Below are 16,821 nucleotides of genomic sequence, written 5' to 3'. Positions count from 1 at the left end.
AGGAAGATTATGTACGAATATTTTAAAGGAATCATCAGTAAAATAACAGCCAAGTACATTGTATTGGAAGTCAACTCGATCGGCTATATTCTTCATGTGGCCAATCCTTATGCATACTCAAGTCTAGTCAATCAAGAAACGCAAATTTATGTGCATCAGGTTGTCCGTGAGGATGCGCAGCTCCTTTACGGCTTTGCGACTGAGGAGGAGAAGCAACTCTTTCTCAGCTTGATTTCAGTCTCAGGTATTGGCCCAGTGTCTGCCCTGGCTATCATTGCGGCGGATGATAATGCTGGCTTGGTACAAGCTATTGAGCAGAAAAACATCACCTACCTGACCAAGTTTCCTAAGATTGGCAAGAAGACAGCCCAGCAGATGGTGCTGGACTTAGAAGGCAAGGTAGTGGCGGCGGATGGTCCGGCAGAAAGCAAGGCACCTGTCCAGACTGTGGATAATCAGGAGCTTGAAGAAGCTATGGAAGCCATGCTGGCTTTGGGCTACAAAGCTGCTGAGCTCAAGAAAATCAAGAAATTCTTTGAAGGAACGACGGACACAGCTGAAAACTATATCAAGTCTGCCCTTAAGATGTTGGTGAAATAGGAGAAAGATATGACCAAACGCTGCGGCTGGGTAAAAATGAACAACCCCTTGTATGTAGCCTATCATGATGAGGAGTGGGGCAAGCCTCTCCATGATGATCAGAAATTATTTGAATTGCTCTGCATGGAGACCTATCAGGCTGGACTTTCTTGGGAGACCATTCTCAATAAACGTCAGGCTTTTCGGGAAGCCTTTCATTTCTATGATGCCCAGAAAATTGCTCAGATGACGGATGCAGACTTAGATGCTCTTTTGGACAATCCTAATATCGTCCGCAATAAGATGAAAATCTATGCGACCAGAGCGAATGCCCAAGCATTTTTGGCTGTTCAAAAGCAGTTTGGCTCTTTTAACGACTATATCTGGTCCTTTGTCGATTTCAAAACGATTGACAATCAAATTACGAACTACAAGGAAGCGCCTACTAAGACAGAGCTGTCAGAAACTATGTCCAAGGCGCTGAAAAAGCAGGGTTTCAAATTTGTCGGTCCAGTTTGTGTCTATTCATTCCTAGAAGCAGCTGGCCTTATCAATGACCATGAAAATAATTGTGATTGGAAGTAGAACAATGAAAACAAGAAAATTCCTCCTCATTTTTATCACCCTCTATACAATCTTCTTTTTAGGTAGAGGCTTGCAACTGCTTGGGATAAATTGGTTGATTTACCCAGTTTATTTCCTTTTATTTATCTTGGGAATCTTAGCTTATCGTGAAGAATTAAAGGACCAGTTGGCCTTGATTCTGACCAAGAAGAAGGAATTTTTAAAAACGATTTCTTTGTACATGGTCTTCGTTTTCTTCCTGTCCATTGCCTGCAACCTGCTTTCAGCTTTGATTAAACAGAGTCTAGGCTTGCCGCTACAGGGGCAGAATGATGCCAGTATTCAAGATGCCTTGTTGAAAAATCCATTTTTAATCTTGGTTATCGGTTGCTTTATCGGGCCAATCGTTGAAGAGTTTTTCTTCCGTTGCTTTTTCCTAGGCACTTTCTTGGCAAAATTCTCCAACTGGCTAGGTATTGTGTTGACAACCATTCTATTTGCCACCCTTCATATGCACAGCTGGGCCTTATCAGAGTGGGTGACAGCTATTTCCTATATTGCCGGAGGTCTTCTTCTCTCGCTCCTATATCTGAGAAAGGACAAAAATATCTGGTATCCAATTGCCCTTCATTGTTGCAACAATATCATTGCTTTTATGATGACAATTTTTTCAATAAGTCAGTAGACTGCTAAGTCAATAAGAAGAAGATATTGTGCTCTAGTCATTTTTAAGATTATTCAGAAAGGAAATGAAGGATGGATAATAGAGCCTTAGTATATTTGGCGGAGAATCCTATCTTGGAGACGGAGCGTCTCCTTCTACGACCTATGACCATGGATGATTTGTTGGATTATCATGAATATACTTCAGATGGAGAATTATTAAAATATGATTATCCAGAGCACCAAAGCATAGAAGAGAGCCGAGAGAGTCTTGTTTTATATAATTTAAGTGCTCCTTTGGGGCGCTACGGTATTGAGCTGAAATCTGAAGGTAAATTAATTGGCAATATCTCTCTTCGAATAGATACGGAACAAGAAACGGCGGAAATAGGCTATACTGTCAATGCTGACTATCACAGAAAAGGTTACGCAACTGAAGCAGCCTTAGCCTTGAAAGAATTGGCTCAGAACATGCCGGGGGTAAAGATATTTCTTGCCCACACGACTAAGCCCAATCTTGCTAGTCAAGGAGTTTTAGAAAAAATTGGGATGACACTGATGTGGGAAAAGGAGGGCTTGAGCCTTCGCGGAGAGCCAACCATCCGTCTCCGCTATGAAAGTCAGTTAAAGAATGACGCGAAAAAGGCTTAGACAAGATAGTTGTCTAAGCCTTTTCTGTAGAGTGCGGATATTATTACTCTTCCCTCTGAATCCAAATCTTTTCCTTGATAAAGATGCGCAGCTCGTAGAAAAGCATAAAGAGAGTAGAGACAAGGAAGCCTGCCATAAAGATATGGTGTAAGTAAGCAGAGACACCAATGTAAACCAAGATGGAAAAAAGGTAGAGGATAACTAAATAATGCCATTTTTTAGCCTTGCTGTCTTCGATAACCTTTTTCTCCAAACGCTCGTCCTCCTTGATGAGCTGGTCTAGACTGAGATCAAACTCCCGACTGATAGCGATGAGATTGCCAATATCAGGGATTCCTTTTCCGCTTTCCCAGCGGGCAATGGCAGAGCGGGAAACCTTGAGTCTTTCTGCTAAGGCTTCCTGAGTGAGTTGATGATGTTGACGAATATCTTTGAGAACTTGAGAGATTTTCATGATGATTCCCTTTCTAATGAAATAAATAAGTTTCTTCTTTACATCCTTTTCATTTTTATTATAAAAAGAAAAAGTTCCTTTGCCAATAGCATCTGCCTAACAATCCAGTTATTCTCCATAACAAACAGATTTTTAAAAGTTATCCACAGGATGTTGACAACTTTGTCAATAAGTTGACAGTTCTTTTTATTTCTTGAAATGAAAATCAACTTTTTTACTCTTTTTTGTGATAAAATAAAGCCAATTCCGAATAGTAAGGTAGGAGGTTCTATGAAAGCAGAAATTATTGCTGTGGGCACCGAGATTCTGACAGGTCAGATTGTCAATACCAATGCCCAATTTTTATCTGAAAAGCTAGCTAGTCTAGGAGTTGATGTCTATTTTCAGACGGCAGTGGGGGACAATGAAAATCGCCTTCTCTCTGTCCTAGAAATTGCCAAAGAGCGCAGTGATTTAATTATCCTGACAGGAGGTTTGGGGCCAACAGAGGATGATTTGACCAAGCAGACCTTGGCTAAGTTTGTCGGTCGAGATTTGAGCTTCGACCCAGCGGCTGTGGAAAAGTTGGATCGTTTTTTTGCCAGCCGACCAGACTATGCCCGAACGCCCAACAATGAACGTCAGGCCCAGCTGGTGACAGGCTCGACTCCGCTACCAAATGCGACTGGCTTAGCTGTCGGAGGATTGTTAGAAGCAGACGGAGTGACCTATGTAGTCCTGCCTGGCCCACCTAGCGAGCTCAAACCTATGGTCAATAACGAGCTGGTTCCCCTCTTATCCACAGGTCAAAAACTGTATTCACGGGTGCTGCGCTTCTTCGGAATTGGCGAGAGTCAGCTGGTGACTATTTTGGCTGAAATGATTGATCAACAAAGCGATCCGACCATTGCACCTTATGCAAAGACGGGCGAAGTGACCTTGCGACTGTCCACCAAGGCCTTGAGCCAGGCAGAAGCGGATGCTAAGTTTGAGGTTGTGGAAAAGGAAATTTTGGCGCATAAGACTTTTGAGGGGCAGCCTTTGTCTGAGATTCTCTACGGTTATGGGGATGACAATTCTTTGGCTCAAGTTGCCTTTGATTTGCTCAAGAGTCAAACGAAGACGATTTCGGCGGCGGAGAGTTTGACAGCAGGCCTCTTTCAAGCGACCTTGGCTGATTTTGCTGGAGCTTCAGCTATTTTTTCAGGTGGCTTTGTCACCTACAGCATGGAGGAAAAGAGCCGGATGCTGGATATTCCGTTGGGAGAACTGGAGCAGCACGGTGTCGTTTCTGCTTTTACTGCTGGGAAAATGGCAGAGCAGGCTAGAAAGCTGACCGAAAGTGACCTAGCTGTCAGTCTGACAGGTGTGGCTGGTCCAGATTCGCTGGAAGACCATCCAGCAGGGACCGTTTTTATCGCCTTAGCGAGTGAATCAGAAACGGAAATTATTGAGGTCAATATTGCTGGTCGCAGCCGACGGGATGTGCGGAAGATTGCCGTTATGCATGCCTTCAACCTCATACGAAAAACTTTATTAAAGAACTGATTTTTGGTATAATAAACAGATGGCCAAAAGACATTTTAGAAAAAAATAGGAGAAATAAATGGCAAAAAAACAGAAAAATTTTGATGAAATCACAAAGAAATTTGGAGATGAACGCCAAAAAGCTTTGGATAACGCTCTGAAGAATATTGAAAAGGACTTTGGCAAGGGAGCCATTATGCGTCTGGGCGAGCGGGCGGAACAAAAAGTTCAAGTCATGAGTTCAGGCTCTCTGGCTTTGGATATCGCCCTTGGTGCGGGTGGTTATCCTAAGGGGCGGATTATTGAGATTTACGGTCCAGAGTCTTCCGGTAAGACAACCGTTGCTCTTCACGCAGTGGCTCAGGCTCAAAAAGAAGGAGGTATCGCAGCCTTTATCGATGCGGAGCACGCTTTAGATCCATCCTACGCTGCAGCTCTGGGTGTCAACATTGATGAATTGCTGCTGTCACAACCAGACTCAGGGGAGCAAGGTCTTGAAATTGCAGGAAAATTGATTGACTCTGGTGCAGTTGATTTGGTCGTTATCGACTCAGTTGCAGCCCTGGTGCCACGTGCAGAAATCGATGGCGATATCGGTGATAGCCACGTCGGTTTGCAGGCTCGGATGATGAGCCAAGCCATGCGCAAATTGTCTGCTTCTATCAACAAAACCAAGACGATTGCCATCTTTATCAACCAACTTCGTGAAAAAGTTGGTGTTATGTTTGGAAATCCTGAAACAACACCAGGCGGACGTGCTTTGAAGTTCTACGCTTCTGTTCGTCTGGATGTCCGTGGTAATACCCAAATCAAGGGTACAGGCGATGCGAAGGACACCAATGTCGGTAAGGAAACCAAAATCAAGGTCGTTAAAAACAAGGTGGCTCCACCATTCAAGGAAGCTTTCGTGGAAATCATGTACGGAGAAGGTATTTCTAAGACAGGCGAGCTGATTAAGATTGCAACTGACTTGGATATCATCAAAAAAGCAGGTGCTTGGTATTCTTACAATGATGAAAAAATCGGTCAAGGTTCTGAAAATGCGAAGAAATACTTGGCTGATCATCCAGAAGTCTTTGACGAAATCGACCGTCAAGTTCGTGTACATTACGGCTTGATTGAAGATGATGAGCCAGCAGAAGCAGTGAAGGGTAAGGTTGAGGCTCCTCTTGAAAAATTAGAAGAAGTGACTCTTGACCTAGACGATGCCTTTGATATTGAGGAATAATTTTTCAAAATAGGTCGCAAGACCGATGGTTTTTGTGGTATAATATACTACGATAGTAGTATCGTGTAGCGAAAGGAGTACTTGCATGATCACAATTTATACGGTTTCAAGTTGTACTAGCTGCAAAAAAGCAAAGACCTGGCTAAACGCCCATCAATTGACTTACAAGGAGCAAAACCTTGGTAAGGAAGGAATTACCAAAGAAGAAATTCTTGATATTTTAGCAAAAACTGAAAATGGCATTGCCAGCATTGTATCTTCAAAAAACCGTTATGCAAAAGGACTCGGTGTTGATATTGAAGATTTGAGTGTGAACGAAGTTATTGACATTATCATGGAAACACCGCGGATTCTGAAAAGTCCGATTTTGGTGGATGACAAGCGTCTCCAAGTTGGTTACAAGGAAGATGATATCCGTGCCTTCTTACCTCGTGCAGTGCGCAATGTTGAGAATACAGAAGCTCGCTTACGAGCAGCTCTATAATTTAGATAAAGAAAGGCGCCTTTTAGGTTGCCTTTTTTCTGTCTCATTACCTAAAAATGATTGACAAGCGGTTAAACTATGATACAATATCTCTGAGGAGGACGGAACGTGAAGAAATTTTTACTAATTTTTGGCTTAGCAGCTGTGATATTGACTGGCTGCGCTCATAAGAAAGCAGACAAGCCAAAGGGGAAAAAAGAGGAAATTACAACTAATCTTCCCATTATCAGTCAGGCTGAAAAGCAGGAAGTTATCACCAAAAAACTAGTTTTCCCCAAAGATGAGCAAGGAATTCAATCTAGTCAAATTATCACTTATCAAGGGAAACGTTTTATCAAGGTGATTATGGAGAGAATTACTCCAACGGATGATAGTATCAAAAATGCGATTAAAGAAGTGGGGCTGGAGGAGACTCAACGGCTCTTGGATGAATCAATGCAAAAGGATACGGACTATACTCAAGCAAAAACTGTTGCTGGTTTTACCGGAACCGTTCAGATTCTTAATGAAAATGAAATGAAAATCACGTCAACTTACGATTTTGACAATTTGGATATTGAAAAGGCACTCACTTTAAATTATTTTAAAAATAGCAATCTAAAAGAAATGACAAAGATGCCACCTGAAGAATATATCAATAATTTATTGATGAACGGGGCTGAGGAGCAACAGTAAGGAAGCTTCTTGTCAATCATAGAAAACCAAAAAGGAGAAAGAAATGAAAAAATCAGTAGTACTTTTAATGGCTAGTTTGGCGGTGTTGACAGCTTGTGGACAACAATCACATAGTGGAAAAGCTGGTAGCAATCAGTCTGTCCAAAGCAAGGCAAAAGATAAATCGGTTACCAAGTCTTATCAGTTAAATCAAAAGGTACAAGGCCTTGATCAAACGATGACCTTGACAGTTACCTACGCGGGCAAGAAGTATGAAAAAGTGAATATTGCTATTTCACAAAATTTGCCAGAAGAAGCTAAGTCTGCCTTAGCTAGTCAAGACTTGTCCTCTCTGCAAGAAGAGGTGAGCAAGAGCTTCAAGCAAAGTTCAGGAGTGGATAAACTTGAACAAGTAAAAGGTATTCAAGTGAATGTTAAAGTGACTGAAAAAGGCACTGTTGATATTGATTTTATTATCGATCCGACAAATCTTGATTACGATGCGGCTTCTAAAGTACCGACCTATGGGCCAATCTTTAGCCAAATGAAGTCTCAGACTCCAGAAGAATTTATCAAGTCCTTCCAAGATGAAGGAGGCAAGGAAATTAGCAATCCGTCCTAATATTTCTGATGAAAACTAGTCTTTGAAAAAGGGCTAGTTTTTTGATGGGAAGGAGCGGTAAATAGTTGAGAAAATGTCGAAAAAGTAGAAAATTTACATGGATTAAGTTTGTGAAACTGCTGTAATTATGCTATAATGATGGTATTCTTAGAGAAAGAGGGTGTAATTGTGGGATTTACAGACGAAACTGTACGTTTTAATCTTGATGATTCAAACAAAAAAGAAATTAGCGAGACTTTGACCGATGTCTACAAGTCACTCAATGATAAGGGCTACAATCCAATCAATCAAATCGTAGGTTACGTGCTGAGTGGAGATCCTGCTTATGTGCCTCGTTATAATAATGCTCGAAATCAGATTCGTAAATATGAACGCGATGAAATCGTAGAAGAACTGGTGCGTTATTATCTGAAAGGGCAAGGCATTGACCTCTGATGAGAATTATGGGACTAGATGTCGGCTCGAAAACAGTGGGCGTCGCAATTAGCGATCCACTTGGCTTCACCGCTCAGGGACTTGAAATCATTCAGATTGATGAAGAGAAAGAGCAGTTCGGTTTTGAGCGTTTGACGGAGCTTGTCGAGCAATATAAGGTGGACAAGTTTGTGCTTGGCCTCCCTAAAAATATGAACAATACCAGCGGTCCACGAGTGGAAGCGAGTAAGGCTTATGGTGAGAAGATTGCCCAGCTTTTCCAAATCCCGGTCGAGTATCAGGACGAGCGTCTGACGACAGTGGCTGCTGAGCGCATGCTGATTGAACAGGCAGATGTCAGCCGCAGCAAGCGCAAAAAAGTGATTGATAAATTGGCGGCTCAGCTAATTTTACAAAATTATTTAGATAGAAACTTTTAGAAAGAATTGAGGAAACAATTATGGCACACGATCATAATCATGACCACGAACAGGCACAGCCTGAATTGATTACCTTGGTAGATGAGCAAGGGAACGAGAATTTATTTGAAATTCTTCTGACCATTGATGGTAAGGAAGAGTTCGGAAAAAATTACGTACTTTTGGTACCAGTAAATGCTGAAGAAGATGAGAACGGCGAAGTTGAAATCCAAGCTTACTCATTTACAGAAAATGAAGACGGAACAGAAGGCGAATTGGAACCAATCCCAGAAGACTCTGATGCAGAGTGGGATATGATTGAAGAAGTCTTCAACAGCTTTATGGAGGAGTAAAAAGGTCCGGGGGACCTTTTTAGCCCGAGTATAGCAACTAGAAACTAGAAAATCAGCCGGCTTGAGAACTTATCGTGGCTTGGCCACAGCTAGTTTCTTTACAAAGAATAGAAAAGAGAGGAGCGAGTGGTGATTCACATTTGAAGTCCGCTTCGCTTCTCTTTTTATGTAGGAAAAGTGATGAATGAAATTGAAAAATGGTTGAACGGTCGTATTGGCCTAAACTTTCGTTCAGGTCTGGAGCGGATGCAGAGAGCGGTAGATTTGCTGGGGAATCCTGAAGGGGCTTACCCCGTCATTCATGTGACGGGAACGAATGGCAAGGGCTCCACTATTGCTTTTATGTGGAATTTATTTGCCGATCAAGGGAAAAAAGTAGCCAGCTTTACATCGCCACATATGATTAGCGTTCATGACCGTATTTGTATCAATGGGCTGCCGATTTCGGATGCTGATTTTGTTCGCTTGGGACGGCAGATTCAGGAGATGGAGAGAGAATTGGTCAAGACGCACGACCAGCTATCCTATTTTGAAATCTTGACCTTGCTGGCCTTTCTTTATTTCAGAGAGGAGAAGGTTGATCTGGCTCTCATCGAGGTGGGTATTGGTGGACTTTTGGATACGACCAATGTCTTGGATGGGCAAGTTTCAGTGGTGACTTCAGTGGGCTTGGATCATCAGGAGACGTTGGGGCAGACGCTTACAGCGATTGCAGAGCAGAAGGCTGGTATTTTCAAAAAGGGTCGTTCCGCAGTCATTGGCCCCCTGCCAGAGGAGGCTCGCCAGGTCTGTGAACAGCGGGCAGCAAGCTTGGACTTGGATTTGTACGAATACGGACGAGATTTTTGGTTTTCTGATGGTTCTTTTAAGAATCAAGATCTTCTTTTATCGCATGTAACCTTGGGACTGCAGGGTGCTTACCAAGAAGAAAATGCAGCGCTGGCTTTGCAGGCTTTTCTGCTTTTTATGAAGCAAATGGGCTGGGAAATTGATTTTTCTCTACTTCCTTCTTCTTTGCGAAAGACCCATTGGGCGGGGCGGCTAGAGGAAATTAGTCCGAATATCTATCTGGATGGGGCTCATAATTTACCAGCTTTGGCACGTCTGGTCGAGTTTATCAAGAGCCAGAAGGGCAAGACATGCAGCCTGCTGTTTGGAGCTTTGAAGCGCAAGGATTATAGCGGTATGCTGGCCTATTTGCAGGAGGCTCTGCCGGAGGTTCAGGTGACGGTGACCAGCTTTGACTACGGGGAATCTGTGGGGCAGGCAGAAGCTGCGGACTTTGATTATGTGGCGGATTATAGAGCCTTTATCGAGAATTTCAAACAAGAGCAGACGGCCGACCAAGTTCTTTTTGTAACGGGTTCACTTTATTTTATTGCAGAGGTTCGAGCCTACCTCCAGAGTGTATAAGTTGACCATAGAAAGCCCTGTTTGGTAAAATAGAAGTGGAACAAAGAAAGGAGAAACAAAATGAAAGTTTCAAAAAAATTAGTTCTTTCAGCCCTTACGGCTATGATCGCTTTTGTATTGGTAGCTTGTGGCAATTCTGGTCAAAATCCATCCAATCAAGCTGCTCAATCTCAAGCGAGTTCCTCTGTTTCTCAGTCATCTGAGACAGTGTCATCAAATAGCAAGGCAAGTAGCAATACAAACAATAGCACAAATACTAATAGTTCAGAGGCTTCTACTTCCAGTCAAACGGCTGCTAGTGACTTAGATGGGACTTATAAGGCCACTCACGAAGGCGATACCTTAACCCTAGAAGTTTCTGGAAATAAAGGAACCCTGACCAAAGTCGAACGCGACGGTGAGCAGGAAATTGAACAGGTGCAGGTTGATCCAACTAATCAAACTATGATCGTTGGCGATGACGTTAAGCGTTATCGAGTAGAGGGAAAACAACTGACTCTGGAAGATTTATCGCAGGAAAACGATGATGACGACACAATCGTCTTCACCAAGCAATAATTTTCAAAGAAGGAATACCCTATAAAAGGCTGGGCAGCTGCTCCAGCTTTTTGTGTTTGTGAATAACGGAGTGCTAGGGCTTTCTTTAATCTTGTACTAGAGACTATTTTCTTTGAAAAAGTTTTGAAATTGCTGCTAATTATTGTTATACTAGATGAAATATGAGACGAGGGAGGATTAGGATGAATCTAGGCAAGTTTCGTTTGCTGATGTCCAAGTATGGTTTCAGCATCATTATCATGTTATTGGAATTGCTTCTTGTTTTTGCGGCCTTTTTCTATTTTAATCAATTGGTGCCTAATTGGTTGTCAGCCCTTGTTATTGTTTCTTTATATATTGGGACTATCTTGGCGATTGTCAATCGGAATATGCCTCCCGAAAGCAAGGTGACTTGGCTCTTGTTTGCAGTTGTGCCCGTTTTTGGCTTCTTGCTTTATCTGATGATTGGTGAGCGGCGCCTTTCCAAAAAAGAAATTCAGCAGCTGGAAAAAATGGACTCAATGAAGTTTCGAGAGGACAACAGCTATGACCTGCGAGTCGAGCTCAAGCAGGAAAATAAATCAGCCTTTGGTATTGTCAAGTCTTTGCTGAGTATGGATCACAATGCTGATGTCTACGATGGCACGGCTTCGCAGTATTTCTCCCTTGGTGAAGAGATGTTTGAGGCCATGCTGGATGATTTGCGCTCAGCCAAGAAATTCATTTTTCTTGAATTTTATATCATTGATCCAGGTTTGATGTGGAATCGTGTCCTTGAGATTTTGGTAGATAAGGTCCAGCAGGGAGTTGAAGTCAAGCTGCTCTACGATGATATTGGCTGTATGGCGACCCTCCCAGGAGATTACACGAAAAGACTGCGCAAGATGGGAATTGATGCCCATAAGTTTAATAAGGTGATTCCGCGGATGACGGTGGCCTATAATAATCGTGATCACCGCAAGATTTTGGTGGTGGATGGGCAAGTCGGCTATACAGGCGGAATCAATCTGGCTGACGAGTACATCAACCATATCGTGCGCTTCGGGCATTGGAAAGATGGCGGTGTCCGTCTGGAAGGCCGAGCAGTGAAAGCTTTGACACGTCTTTTCCTAATGAATTGGTACATCAATCGCGGGGAAATTACGGACTTTGACCGTTACCATTTTGATAGCCAGCGAGTGGAAGGTAAGGGGCTCTATATCCCTTACGGGAGCGGGCCCAAGCCGATTTACAAGGAACAGGTGGGCAAGGCCGTCTATCAGAATATCATCAACCAAGCCATCGATTATGTCTATATCACGACTCCTTATTTGATTATTGACTATGATTTGACAGAGGATATCAAAAATGCAGCCATGAGAGGGGTGGATGTTCGCATTGTGACGCCATTTATTCCTGATAAGAAGCTGATTCAGATAGTCACTCGTGGTGCCTATCCAGACTTGCTGGAGGCTGGTGTTAAGATTTATGAGTACACTCCTGGTTTTATCCACAGTAAGAACGTTATTTCGGATGATGAGTTAGCCGTGGTCGGAACTATTAATTTTGACTACCGTAGTCTGGTGCATCATTATGAAAATGCTGTTCTTATGTATCAAACAGAATCAATTGCGGACATTAAGCGGGATTTTGAAGATTTGTTTGATGTTTCCAAAGAAATTTCTCTTGAAACCCTCCAGAATAGCTGGTACCAGCGTTTACTGAAGGAAATCATGCAATTATTTGCTCCGCTACTCTAAAGAGAGTGGGACAGAAATCGGTAATTGGTTAGAATTCGATTTCGTCGTCCCACCTCCGCACAGTTGAGTAGGGCTGTAAAAGCTGATGAAATCAGCGTAGTAGAGCCCACTCAACCACTGCGTCTTGCTCGACAATCCAAAGACAATTGAGAGGCTAGGACTTTGACTTTTGTCCCAGCCCCTTTTTTCTGTTTTTTGCTGAGAGGATTTGCTTGAGAAGCTATAAATGACACTTTCTTGCGACGCTCGCCTTTATTTTACGAATAGTAAGTAAGAGAATAAGAGGAGAATCATAGATGGAAATAGCAAAAATAATTTATCGGCTTTCTTGTCCAGAAGAGCGGCTAGTTTACCTAAGATTCCGCGATTTGGAGCGCTTGGCAAAGAAGAGACAGAAAAAGAAAGGGAGCCAAGATAAGGCTGACAGAAAGAGTGCTTTTTGATATACTATAGAGTATGGAAATCAAGGAGAACTTTTATGAACGATAGAAATCAGCAGGAAAACGTGGAAATTTTAGTATCTATGTCCGCAGAAACCTGGCAAAATACGAGTGAGAGACGGCGGTTAGAGAAAATAATCGAGCCGCTTCCTTCCTTACAACTATTTTTTTGGAGCGTTTTGGTCAGTTTGACCAGTGTCATCAATCCTCTACTAACCAACTTAGCCACCAATTTGCAATCACAAAATCTATATGCTGGCTGGGCCTTGACTCAGGGAGAAGTTGCCTATGCAAATATTTATGGAACTAGTGGTCTTCTCTACTACTTGGTAAGCTGGTTGGGGAATTTATTTTTGGGTCAGCTATTGTTTTTACTTTTCCAAGTAGTGGCTTTGACCTTGGCAGGAATATATCTCTTCCAGACAATTTCACAAATAACGGTTAGAAGTGGTCTAGCTCGCCAGATTACAATTCTGTTCTATTTGTTTGTGCTGACACTGGGATTTGGCGGAACCTATTCTATTATTTTTACTTTTCCATTTATCTTTCGGAGTTTGTACCATCTCGTGAAGTACTTACAAGGACGTGTCCGTGATGAGTCTTTTATTCGTTTTGGGATGGTTGGAGCCTTGGCTTTTCTAATCGAGCCAGCTTTTAGTCTGCTCTTTTACTCATTGACGACGCTGTTTTTGCTTCTGTACAATATCGCTGACAAGCGAAAAGCGCGTGGCTTTTATCAATTACTGGCAAGTCTATTAGGTTTTTCTCTAGTCTTTTATCCACTGGGCTACTATACAGTTTTGAATGGTTCCTTTGGTGTGGCGATTAGCCAAGTTACTTATGTTCTAGAGGCTTTTCGTCTCAATAGCAGCTATTTATTAGATCATTTGCTCTATTATGGTTTGCTTTTCCTAGGATTAGGTTTTGCGACAGCGTTGATGACGGCTTTTGCTCTCAAAGAAGAACCAACTGCTGCGCGTGGTATGCGCTTCATTGGTTTGCTAGGTCTTCCTATCAGCTTTATTGGAGTTCTAGGCCTGCCAGAGAAGGGCGCTTATCAATTGTTGACAACTCTGCCTTTTGCCTTGCTGTTACTGGCTTTATGGCTGGATACAGGTGGAGACAGGGATGGACATGAAAGACGCCACCGTAAGCCTACCCAGGCTTCTAGCTGGAATCGTTATTTGGGTAAGCAACTCTTTCTGCCTTTGTTTGTGATGCTTTATCTCGTAGCTTATCCGTTTGTAAATGAGTATATTCTATCCAATGGAGTTTCAGCAGAGAGAAATCTGGTTGCCCAACATATTCGTGAAAACAGCACTAGCAAGGATAGCATTTATGCTTGGGACAATACAGCTAGCCTCTATAAAAAATCGCAGCGTTTATCAGCTGTTTCTCTATTGAGTCCGTCGCTTTATACAGGAACGGAGGAAAATCGCATTTTCTTGCGTAATGCTTTAAACGAGGCAAGTCCAAAGTTTATTTTAGTTAATAAAGATGTGAAACTCTTTTCGGACGTGAAAAAGAAAATTTCTCAAGATTATGAAGAAGTAAACCTAAAACTCAATCACTTCAAGCTTTATCAAATCAAGTAAGTAAATCAATATGTTGTGTGTAAAATAAAAAAATAACAATTTCACCACAACATATTGATTTTTTATTTTGGAGTGATATAATGTTTGGTAGATGATTAATTGAGAAGAGGAAGTGTTTGTGATGATTTTAAGAGAAGCAAAATTTGATACAGCGCCTACCATCTACGTTGAGAAGCGAGATGGCCGGAGAGTAGCTTTTGATGTGACTAAGATCTATAAGGCTATGGTACGAGCGGCTCAGGACCTTGGTCCCATGACGCCTATGCTGGAAGCTAAGCTCGAAACCATCACAGACCGTGTTGTGGCAGAAATCAGCAGTCGCTTCGCTAAGTATGTCAAAATCTATGAGATTCAGAACATCGTTGAGCATGAGCTTTTAAATGCCAAGGAATATGCCATTGCAGAGAACTACATCACTTACCGCACTCAACGGGATTTTGAGCGCTCAAAAGCGACTGACATCAACTTTACTATTGACAAGCTTCTCAACAAAGATCGTACGGTGGTCAATGAGAATGCTAATAAAGACAGCGATGTTTTCAATACCCAACGGGATTTGACCGCAGGGATTGTCGGCAAGTCCATTGGACTTAAGATGCTGCCGCCTCATGTGGCTAATGCCCACCAGAAGGGGGACATCCACTACCATGATTTGGACTACAGCCCTTATACGCCGATGACGAACTGCTGTCTGATTGACTTTGACGGCATGCTGAAAAATGGCTTCAAGATTGGCAATGCAGAAGTAGAGAGTCCCAAGTCTATTCAGACTGCAACGGCTCAAATCTCGCAAATCATTGCCAATGTAGCTTCTAGCCAGTACGGTGGCTGCTCAGCGGACCGAATTGATGAAGTCTTGGCGCCTTATGCTGAGCTTAATTATCAAAAGCACCTCAAGGATGCAGAGCAATGGGTTTTGCCGGATAAGCAGGAAGAGTACGCCTGGGCGAAGACCAAGAAGGATATCTACGATGCCATGCAGTCGCTAGAGTATGAGATCAATACTCTCTTTACCTCTAACGGTCAGACTCCTTTTACTTCGCTGGGCTTTGGTCTGGGGACCAATCGTTTTGAGCGGGAAATTCAGAAGGCCATTCTCAATATCCGTATCAAGGGACTGGGAAGCGAGCACCGCACAGCGATTTTTCCTAAGCTGATTTTCACCCTTAAGCGTGGGCTTAATCTTGAGCCAGGAACGCCTAACTACGACATCAAAGAACTGGCTCTGGAGTGTGCCACTAAGCGTATGTATCCAGATGTCCTTTCCTATGACAAGATTATCGACTTGACTGGATCCTTCAAGGTACCGATGGGCTGCCGTTCTTTCCTGCAAGGCTGGAAGGATGAAAATGGTCAGGAAGTCAACTCTGGCCGTATGAATCTAGGTGTCGTGACTGTCAATCTACCGCGGATTGCGCTTGAATCTGAGGGGGATTTGGATAAATTCTGGGAGATCTTTAACGAGCGGATGAATATCGCTGAGGATGCTTTGGTTTACCGCGTGGAGCGGACCAAGGAAGCCAGTCCAGCCAATGCACCGATTCTCTATCAGTATGGGGCTTTTGGCAAACGATTGGGCAAGTATGATCAGGTAGACCAGCTCTTTACTCACCGTCGGGCAACGGTTTCCCTAGGTTATATCGGGCTCTATGAAGTGGCAGCAGTCTTTTACGGCGGTAATTGGGAGACCAATCCAGAAGCCAAGGACTTTACGATTGCTATCGTCAAAGATATGAAGCGCCGGGTGGAAGAGTGGTCAGATCAGTATGACTACCATTTCTCTGTCTACTCGACGCCATCTGAAAGTCTGACTGACCGTTTCTGCCGTTTGGATACTGAGAAGTTTGGGGTTGTTTCAGATATTACTGACAAGGAGTACTACACCAACTCCTTCCACTACGATGTGCGCAAGAGTCCAACTCCTTTTGAAAAGCTGGACTTTGAGAAGATTTATCCTGAAGTGGGAGCCTCAGGCGGCTTTATCCACTACTGTGAGTACCCTGTGTTGCAGCAAAATCCAAAGGCACTGGAAGCTGTCTGGGACTATGCCTATGATCGGGTCGGCTATCTGGGAACTAATACGCCGATTGACCGCTGTTACAAGTGTAACTTTGAGGGAGACTTCACGCCGACCGAGCGAGGCTTCACCTGTCCAAACTGCGGCAACAGCGATCCTAAGACGGTCGATGTGGTCAAGCGGACCTGCGGTTACTTAGGAAATCCGCAAGCTCGTCCAATGGTTAATGGCCGCCACAAGGAAATATCAGCTCGGGTCAAGCACATGAATGGCTCAACTATTAAGTACGAAGGAAATTAAGATGGGAAAGTATCAATTGGATGATAAAGGAAAGGCTCAGGTGCAGCGTTTCCATGAAAAACATTCGCGGGGAGGCAATGGCAAAAAAGAGCGATTGGCCAAACTGCGTCAGCAATTTTTAGAAAAGAACAAGAAATAATAGAAGTCAGAGTGGGGCGCAAGGCGGTCTCACTCTCTTCGTATCAGGAG

Annotated in this window: 20 protein-coding genes; 19 read left to right on the top strand and 1 reads right to left on the bottom strand. The window is 43.1% G+C overall.

Annotated features, from left to right (window positions below; genetic code table 11):
* Positions 1 to 9: 9 nt before the first annotated feature.
* The 4 genes from ruvA to HMPREF9960_RS02805 all read left to right on the top strand — a co-directional run bounded on the left by ruvA (position 10) and on the right by HMPREF9960_RS02805 (position 2,457).
* Complete coding sequence (gene ruvA, locus HMPREF9960_RS02820) at positions 10 to 600, top strand: Holliday junction branch migration protein RuvA (RefSeq protein WP_005592118.1); 591 nt, start codon at positions 10 to 12, stop codon at positions 598 to 600.
* A 9-nt stretch (positions 601 to 609) separates the two neighbouring features.
* Entirely contained in the window at positions 610 to 1,164 is a 555-nt protein-coding gene (locus tag HMPREF9960_RS02815; protein WP_005591486.1) for a DNA-3-methyladenine glycosylase I, read from the top strand.
* A 4-nt stretch (positions 1,165 to 1,168) separates the two neighbouring features.
* Positions 1,169 to 1,828: a CPBP family intramembrane glutamic endopeptidase gene (locus HMPREF9960_RS02810; protein WP_005592074.1), complete on the top strand. Its 660-nt coding sequence runs from the start codon at positions 1,169 to 1,171 to the stop codon at positions 1,826 to 1,828.
* A gap of 71 nt (positions 1,829 to 1,899) precedes the next feature.
* Positions 1,900 to 2,457 carry a GNAT family N-acetyltransferase gene (locus HMPREF9960_RS02805; protein ID WP_005591488.1) on the top strand — a complete coding sequence of 186 codons (558 nt, stop codon included), beginning with the start codon at positions 1,900 to 1,902 and terminating at the stop codon, positions 2,455 to 2,457.
* Between the two features lie 43 nt (positions 2,458 to 2,500).
* Here HMPREF9960_RS02805 and HMPREF9960_RS02800 read toward each other — a convergent pair whose 3' ends face one another.
* The gene (locus HMPREF9960_RS02800; RefSeq protein WP_005591489.1) at positions 2,501 to 2,911 is read right to left on the bottom strand and encodes a helix-turn-helix domain-containing protein; all 411 of its coding nucleotides are present in this window, start codon (positions 2,909 to 2,911) and stop codon (positions 2,501 to 2,503) included.
* A 270-nt stretch (positions 2,912 to 3,181) separates the two neighbouring features.
* Here HMPREF9960_RS02800 and HMPREF9960_RS02795 point away from each other — a divergent pair, with 270 nt between their 5' ends.
* The 15 genes from HMPREF9960_RS02795 (at position 3,182) to HMPREF9960_RS10365 (ending at position 16,771) form a co-directional block, all read left to right on the top strand.
* Entirely contained in the window at positions 3,182 to 4,438 is a 1,257-nt protein-coding gene (locus HMPREF9960_RS02795) for a competence/damage-inducible protein A (RefSeq protein ID WP_005592095.1), read from the top strand.
* A gap of 58 nt (positions 4,439 to 4,496) precedes the next feature.
* Complete coding sequence (recA, locus tag HMPREF9960_RS02790) at positions 4,497 to 5,645, top strand: recombinase RecA (RefSeq protein ID WP_005591492.1); 1,149 nt, start codon at positions 4,497 to 4,499, stop codon at positions 5,643 to 5,645.
* Between the two features lie 85 nt (positions 5,646 to 5,730).
* A complete protein-coding gene (gene spx, locus HMPREF9960_RS02785; RefSeq protein ID WP_005591493.1) occupies positions 5,731 to 6,129 on the top strand; it encodes a transcriptional regulator Spx in 399 nt (132 codons plus the stop codon).
* Between the two features lie 108 nt (positions 6,130 to 6,237).
* On the top strand, positions 6,238 to 6,804 hold the full coding sequence (locus HMPREF9960_RS02780) for an SP0191 family lipoprotein (RefSeq protein ID WP_005591494.1): 567 nt from the start codon (positions 6,238 to 6,240) through the stop codon (positions 6,802 to 6,804).
* 43 nt (positions 6,805 to 6,847) lie between these two features.
* Positions 6,848 to 7,405: an SP0191 family lipoprotein gene (locus HMPREF9960_RS02775; RefSeq protein WP_005591495.1), complete on the top strand. Its 558-nt coding sequence runs from the start codon at positions 6,848 to 6,850 to the stop codon at positions 7,403 to 7,405.
* 168 nt (positions 7,406 to 7,573) lie between these two features.
* Complete coding sequence (locus tag HMPREF9960_RS02770) at positions 7,574 to 7,840, top strand: IreB family regulatory phosphoprotein (protein WP_005592119.1); 267 nt, start codon at positions 7,574 to 7,576, stop codon at positions 7,838 to 7,840.
* Positions 7,840 to 8,259: a Holliday junction resolvase RuvX gene (gene ruvX / locus HMPREF9960_RS02765; RefSeq protein WP_005591497.1), complete on the top strand. Its 420-nt coding sequence runs from the start codon at positions 7,840 to 7,842 to the stop codon at positions 8,257 to 8,259. Before HMPREF9960_RS02770 ends, ruvX begins: the two co-directional genes overlap by 1 nt.
* Before the next feature lie 20 nt (positions 8,260 to 8,279).
* Positions 8,280 to 8,591: a DUF1292 domain-containing protein gene (locus HMPREF9960_RS02760; RefSeq protein WP_005591498.1), complete on the top strand. Its 312-nt coding sequence runs from the start codon at positions 8,280 to 8,282 to the stop codon at positions 8,589 to 8,591.
* A gap of 180 nt (positions 8,592 to 8,771) precedes the next feature.
* Entirely contained in the window at positions 8,772 to 10,004 is a 1,233-nt protein-coding gene (locus HMPREF9960_RS02755) for a bifunctional folylpolyglutamate synthase/dihydrofolate synthase (RefSeq protein ID WP_005591499.1), read from the top strand.
* A gap of 60 nt (positions 10,005 to 10,064) precedes the next feature.
* The gene (locus tag HMPREF9960_RS02750; RefSeq protein ID WP_005591500.1) at positions 10,065 to 10,562 is read left to right on the top strand and encodes an SP_0198 family lipoprotein; all 498 of its coding nucleotides are present in this window, start codon (positions 10,065 to 10,067) and stop codon (positions 10,560 to 10,562) included.
* Between the two features lie 182 nt (positions 10,563 to 10,744).
* Positions 10,745 to 12,280, top strand: coding sequence for a cardiolipin synthase (gene cls / locus HMPREF9960_RS02745; RefSeq protein WP_005591501.1), 1,536 nt, complete (start codon positions 10,745 to 10,747; stop codon positions 12,278 to 12,280).
* Positions 12,281 to 12,576: 296 nt separating this feature from the next.
* Positions 12,577 to 12,723 carry a hypothetical protein gene (locus tag HMPREF9960_RS10645; protein ID WP_005591503.1) on the top strand — a complete coding sequence of 49 codons (147 nt, stop codon included), beginning with the start codon at positions 12,577 to 12,579 and terminating at the stop codon, positions 12,721 to 12,723.
* A 35-nt stretch (positions 12,724 to 12,758) separates the two neighbouring features.
* Complete coding sequence (locus HMPREF9960_RS02740) at positions 12,759 to 14,315, top strand: hypothetical protein (RefSeq protein WP_005591504.1); 1,557 nt, start codon at positions 12,759 to 12,761, stop codon at positions 14,313 to 14,315.
* Positions 14,316 to 14,436: 121 nt separating this feature from the next.
* Positions 14,437 to 16,632, top strand: a complete 2,196-nt coding sequence (gene nrdD / locus HMPREF9960_RS02735; RefSeq protein WP_005591505.1) for an anaerobic ribonucleoside-triphosphate reductase — start codon at positions 14,437 to 14,439, stop codon at positions 16,630 to 16,632.
* Between the two features lies 1 nt (position 16,633).
* Complete coding sequence (locus HMPREF9960_RS10365; protein WP_005592063.1) at positions 16,634 to 16,771, top strand: hypothetical protein; 138 nt, start codon at positions 16,634 to 16,636, stop codon at positions 16,769 to 16,771.
* Positions 16,772 to 16,821 lie beyond the last annotated feature (50 nt).

The organism is Streptococcus cristatus ATCC 51100 (assembly GCF_000222765.1).
GTDB lineage: Bacteria > Bacillota > Bacilli > Lactobacillales > Streptococcaceae > Streptococcus > Streptococcus cristatus.
Note: the sequence above shows the minus strand (reverse complement) of the source record. Positions and strands in the feature narration are given on the sequence as shown.

What these genes read in the sequence shown, in the direction of transcription:
- HMPREF9960_RS10645 (WP_005591503.1), top strand. Translation starts at nt 12,577, where the DNA reads ATGGAAATAGCAAAAATAATTTATCGGCTTTCTTGTCCAGAAGAGCGG.
- ruvX (WP_005591497.1), top strand. Translation starts at nt 7,840, where the DNA reads ATGAGAATTATGGGACTAGATGTCGGCTCGAAAACAGTGGGCGTCGCA.
- HMPREF9960_RS02760 (WP_005591498.1), top strand. Translation starts at nt 8,280, where the DNA reads ATGGCACACGATCATAATCATGACCACGAACAGGCACAGCCTGAATTG.
- HMPREF9960_RS10365 (WP_005592063.1), top strand. Translation starts at nt 16,634, where the DNA reads ATGGGAAAGTATCAATTGGATGATAAAGGAAAGGCTCAGGTGCAGCGT.
- HMPREF9960_RS02800 (WP_005591489.1), bottom strand. Translation starts at nt 2,911, where the DNA reads ATGAAAATCTCTCAAGTTCTCAAAGATATTCGTCAACATCATCAACTC.
- HMPREF9960_RS02740 (WP_005591504.1), top strand. Translation starts at nt 12,759, where the DNA reads ATGAACGATAGAAATCAGCAGGAAAACGTGGAAATTTTAGTATCTATG.
- recA (WP_005591492.1), top strand. Translation starts at nt 4,497, where the DNA reads ATGGCAAAAAAACAGAAAAATTTTGATGAAATCACAAAGAAATTTGGA.
- ruvA (WP_005592118.1), top strand. Translation starts at nt 10, where the DNA reads ATGTACGAATATTTTAAAGGAATCATCAGTAAAATAACAGCCAAGTAC.
- HMPREF9960_RS02805 (WP_005591488.1), top strand. Translation starts at nt 1,900, where the DNA reads ATGGATAATAGAGCCTTAGTATATTTGGCGGAGAATCCTATCTTGGAG.
- cls (WP_005591501.1), top strand. Translation starts at nt 10,745, where the DNA reads ATGAATCTAGGCAAGTTTCGTTTGCTGATGTCCAAGTATGGTTTCAGC.
- nrdD (WP_005591505.1), top strand. Translation starts at nt 14,437, where the DNA reads ATGATTTTAAGAGAAGCAAAATTTGATACAGCGCCTACCATCTACGTT.
- HMPREF9960_RS02815 (WP_005591486.1), top strand. Translation starts at nt 610, where the DNA reads ATGACCAAACGCTGCGGCTGGGTAAAAATGAACAACCCCTTGTATGTA.
- spx (WP_005591493.1), top strand. Translation starts at nt 5,731, where the DNA reads ATGATCACAATTTATACGGTTTCAAGTTGTACTAGCTGCAAAAAAGCA.
- HMPREF9960_RS02795 (WP_005592095.1), top strand. Translation starts at nt 3,182, where the DNA reads ATGAAAGCAGAAATTATTGCTGTGGGCACCGAGATTCTGACAGGTCAG.
- HMPREF9960_RS02750 (WP_005591500.1), top strand. Translation starts at nt 10,065, where the DNA reads ATGAAAGTTTCAAAAAAATTAGTTCTTTCAGCCCTTACGGCTATGATC.
- HMPREF9960_RS02775 (WP_005591495.1), top strand. Translation starts at nt 6,848, where the DNA reads ATGAAAAAATCAGTAGTACTTTTAATGGCTAGTTTGGCGGTGTTGACA.
- HMPREF9960_RS02755 (WP_005591499.1), top strand. Translation starts at nt 8,772, where the DNA reads ATGAATGAAATTGAAAAATGGTTGAACGGTCGTATTGGCCTAAACTTT.
- HMPREF9960_RS02810 (WP_005592074.1), top strand. Translation starts at nt 1,169, where the DNA reads ATGAAAACAAGAAAATTCCTCCTCATTTTTATCACCCTCTATACAATC.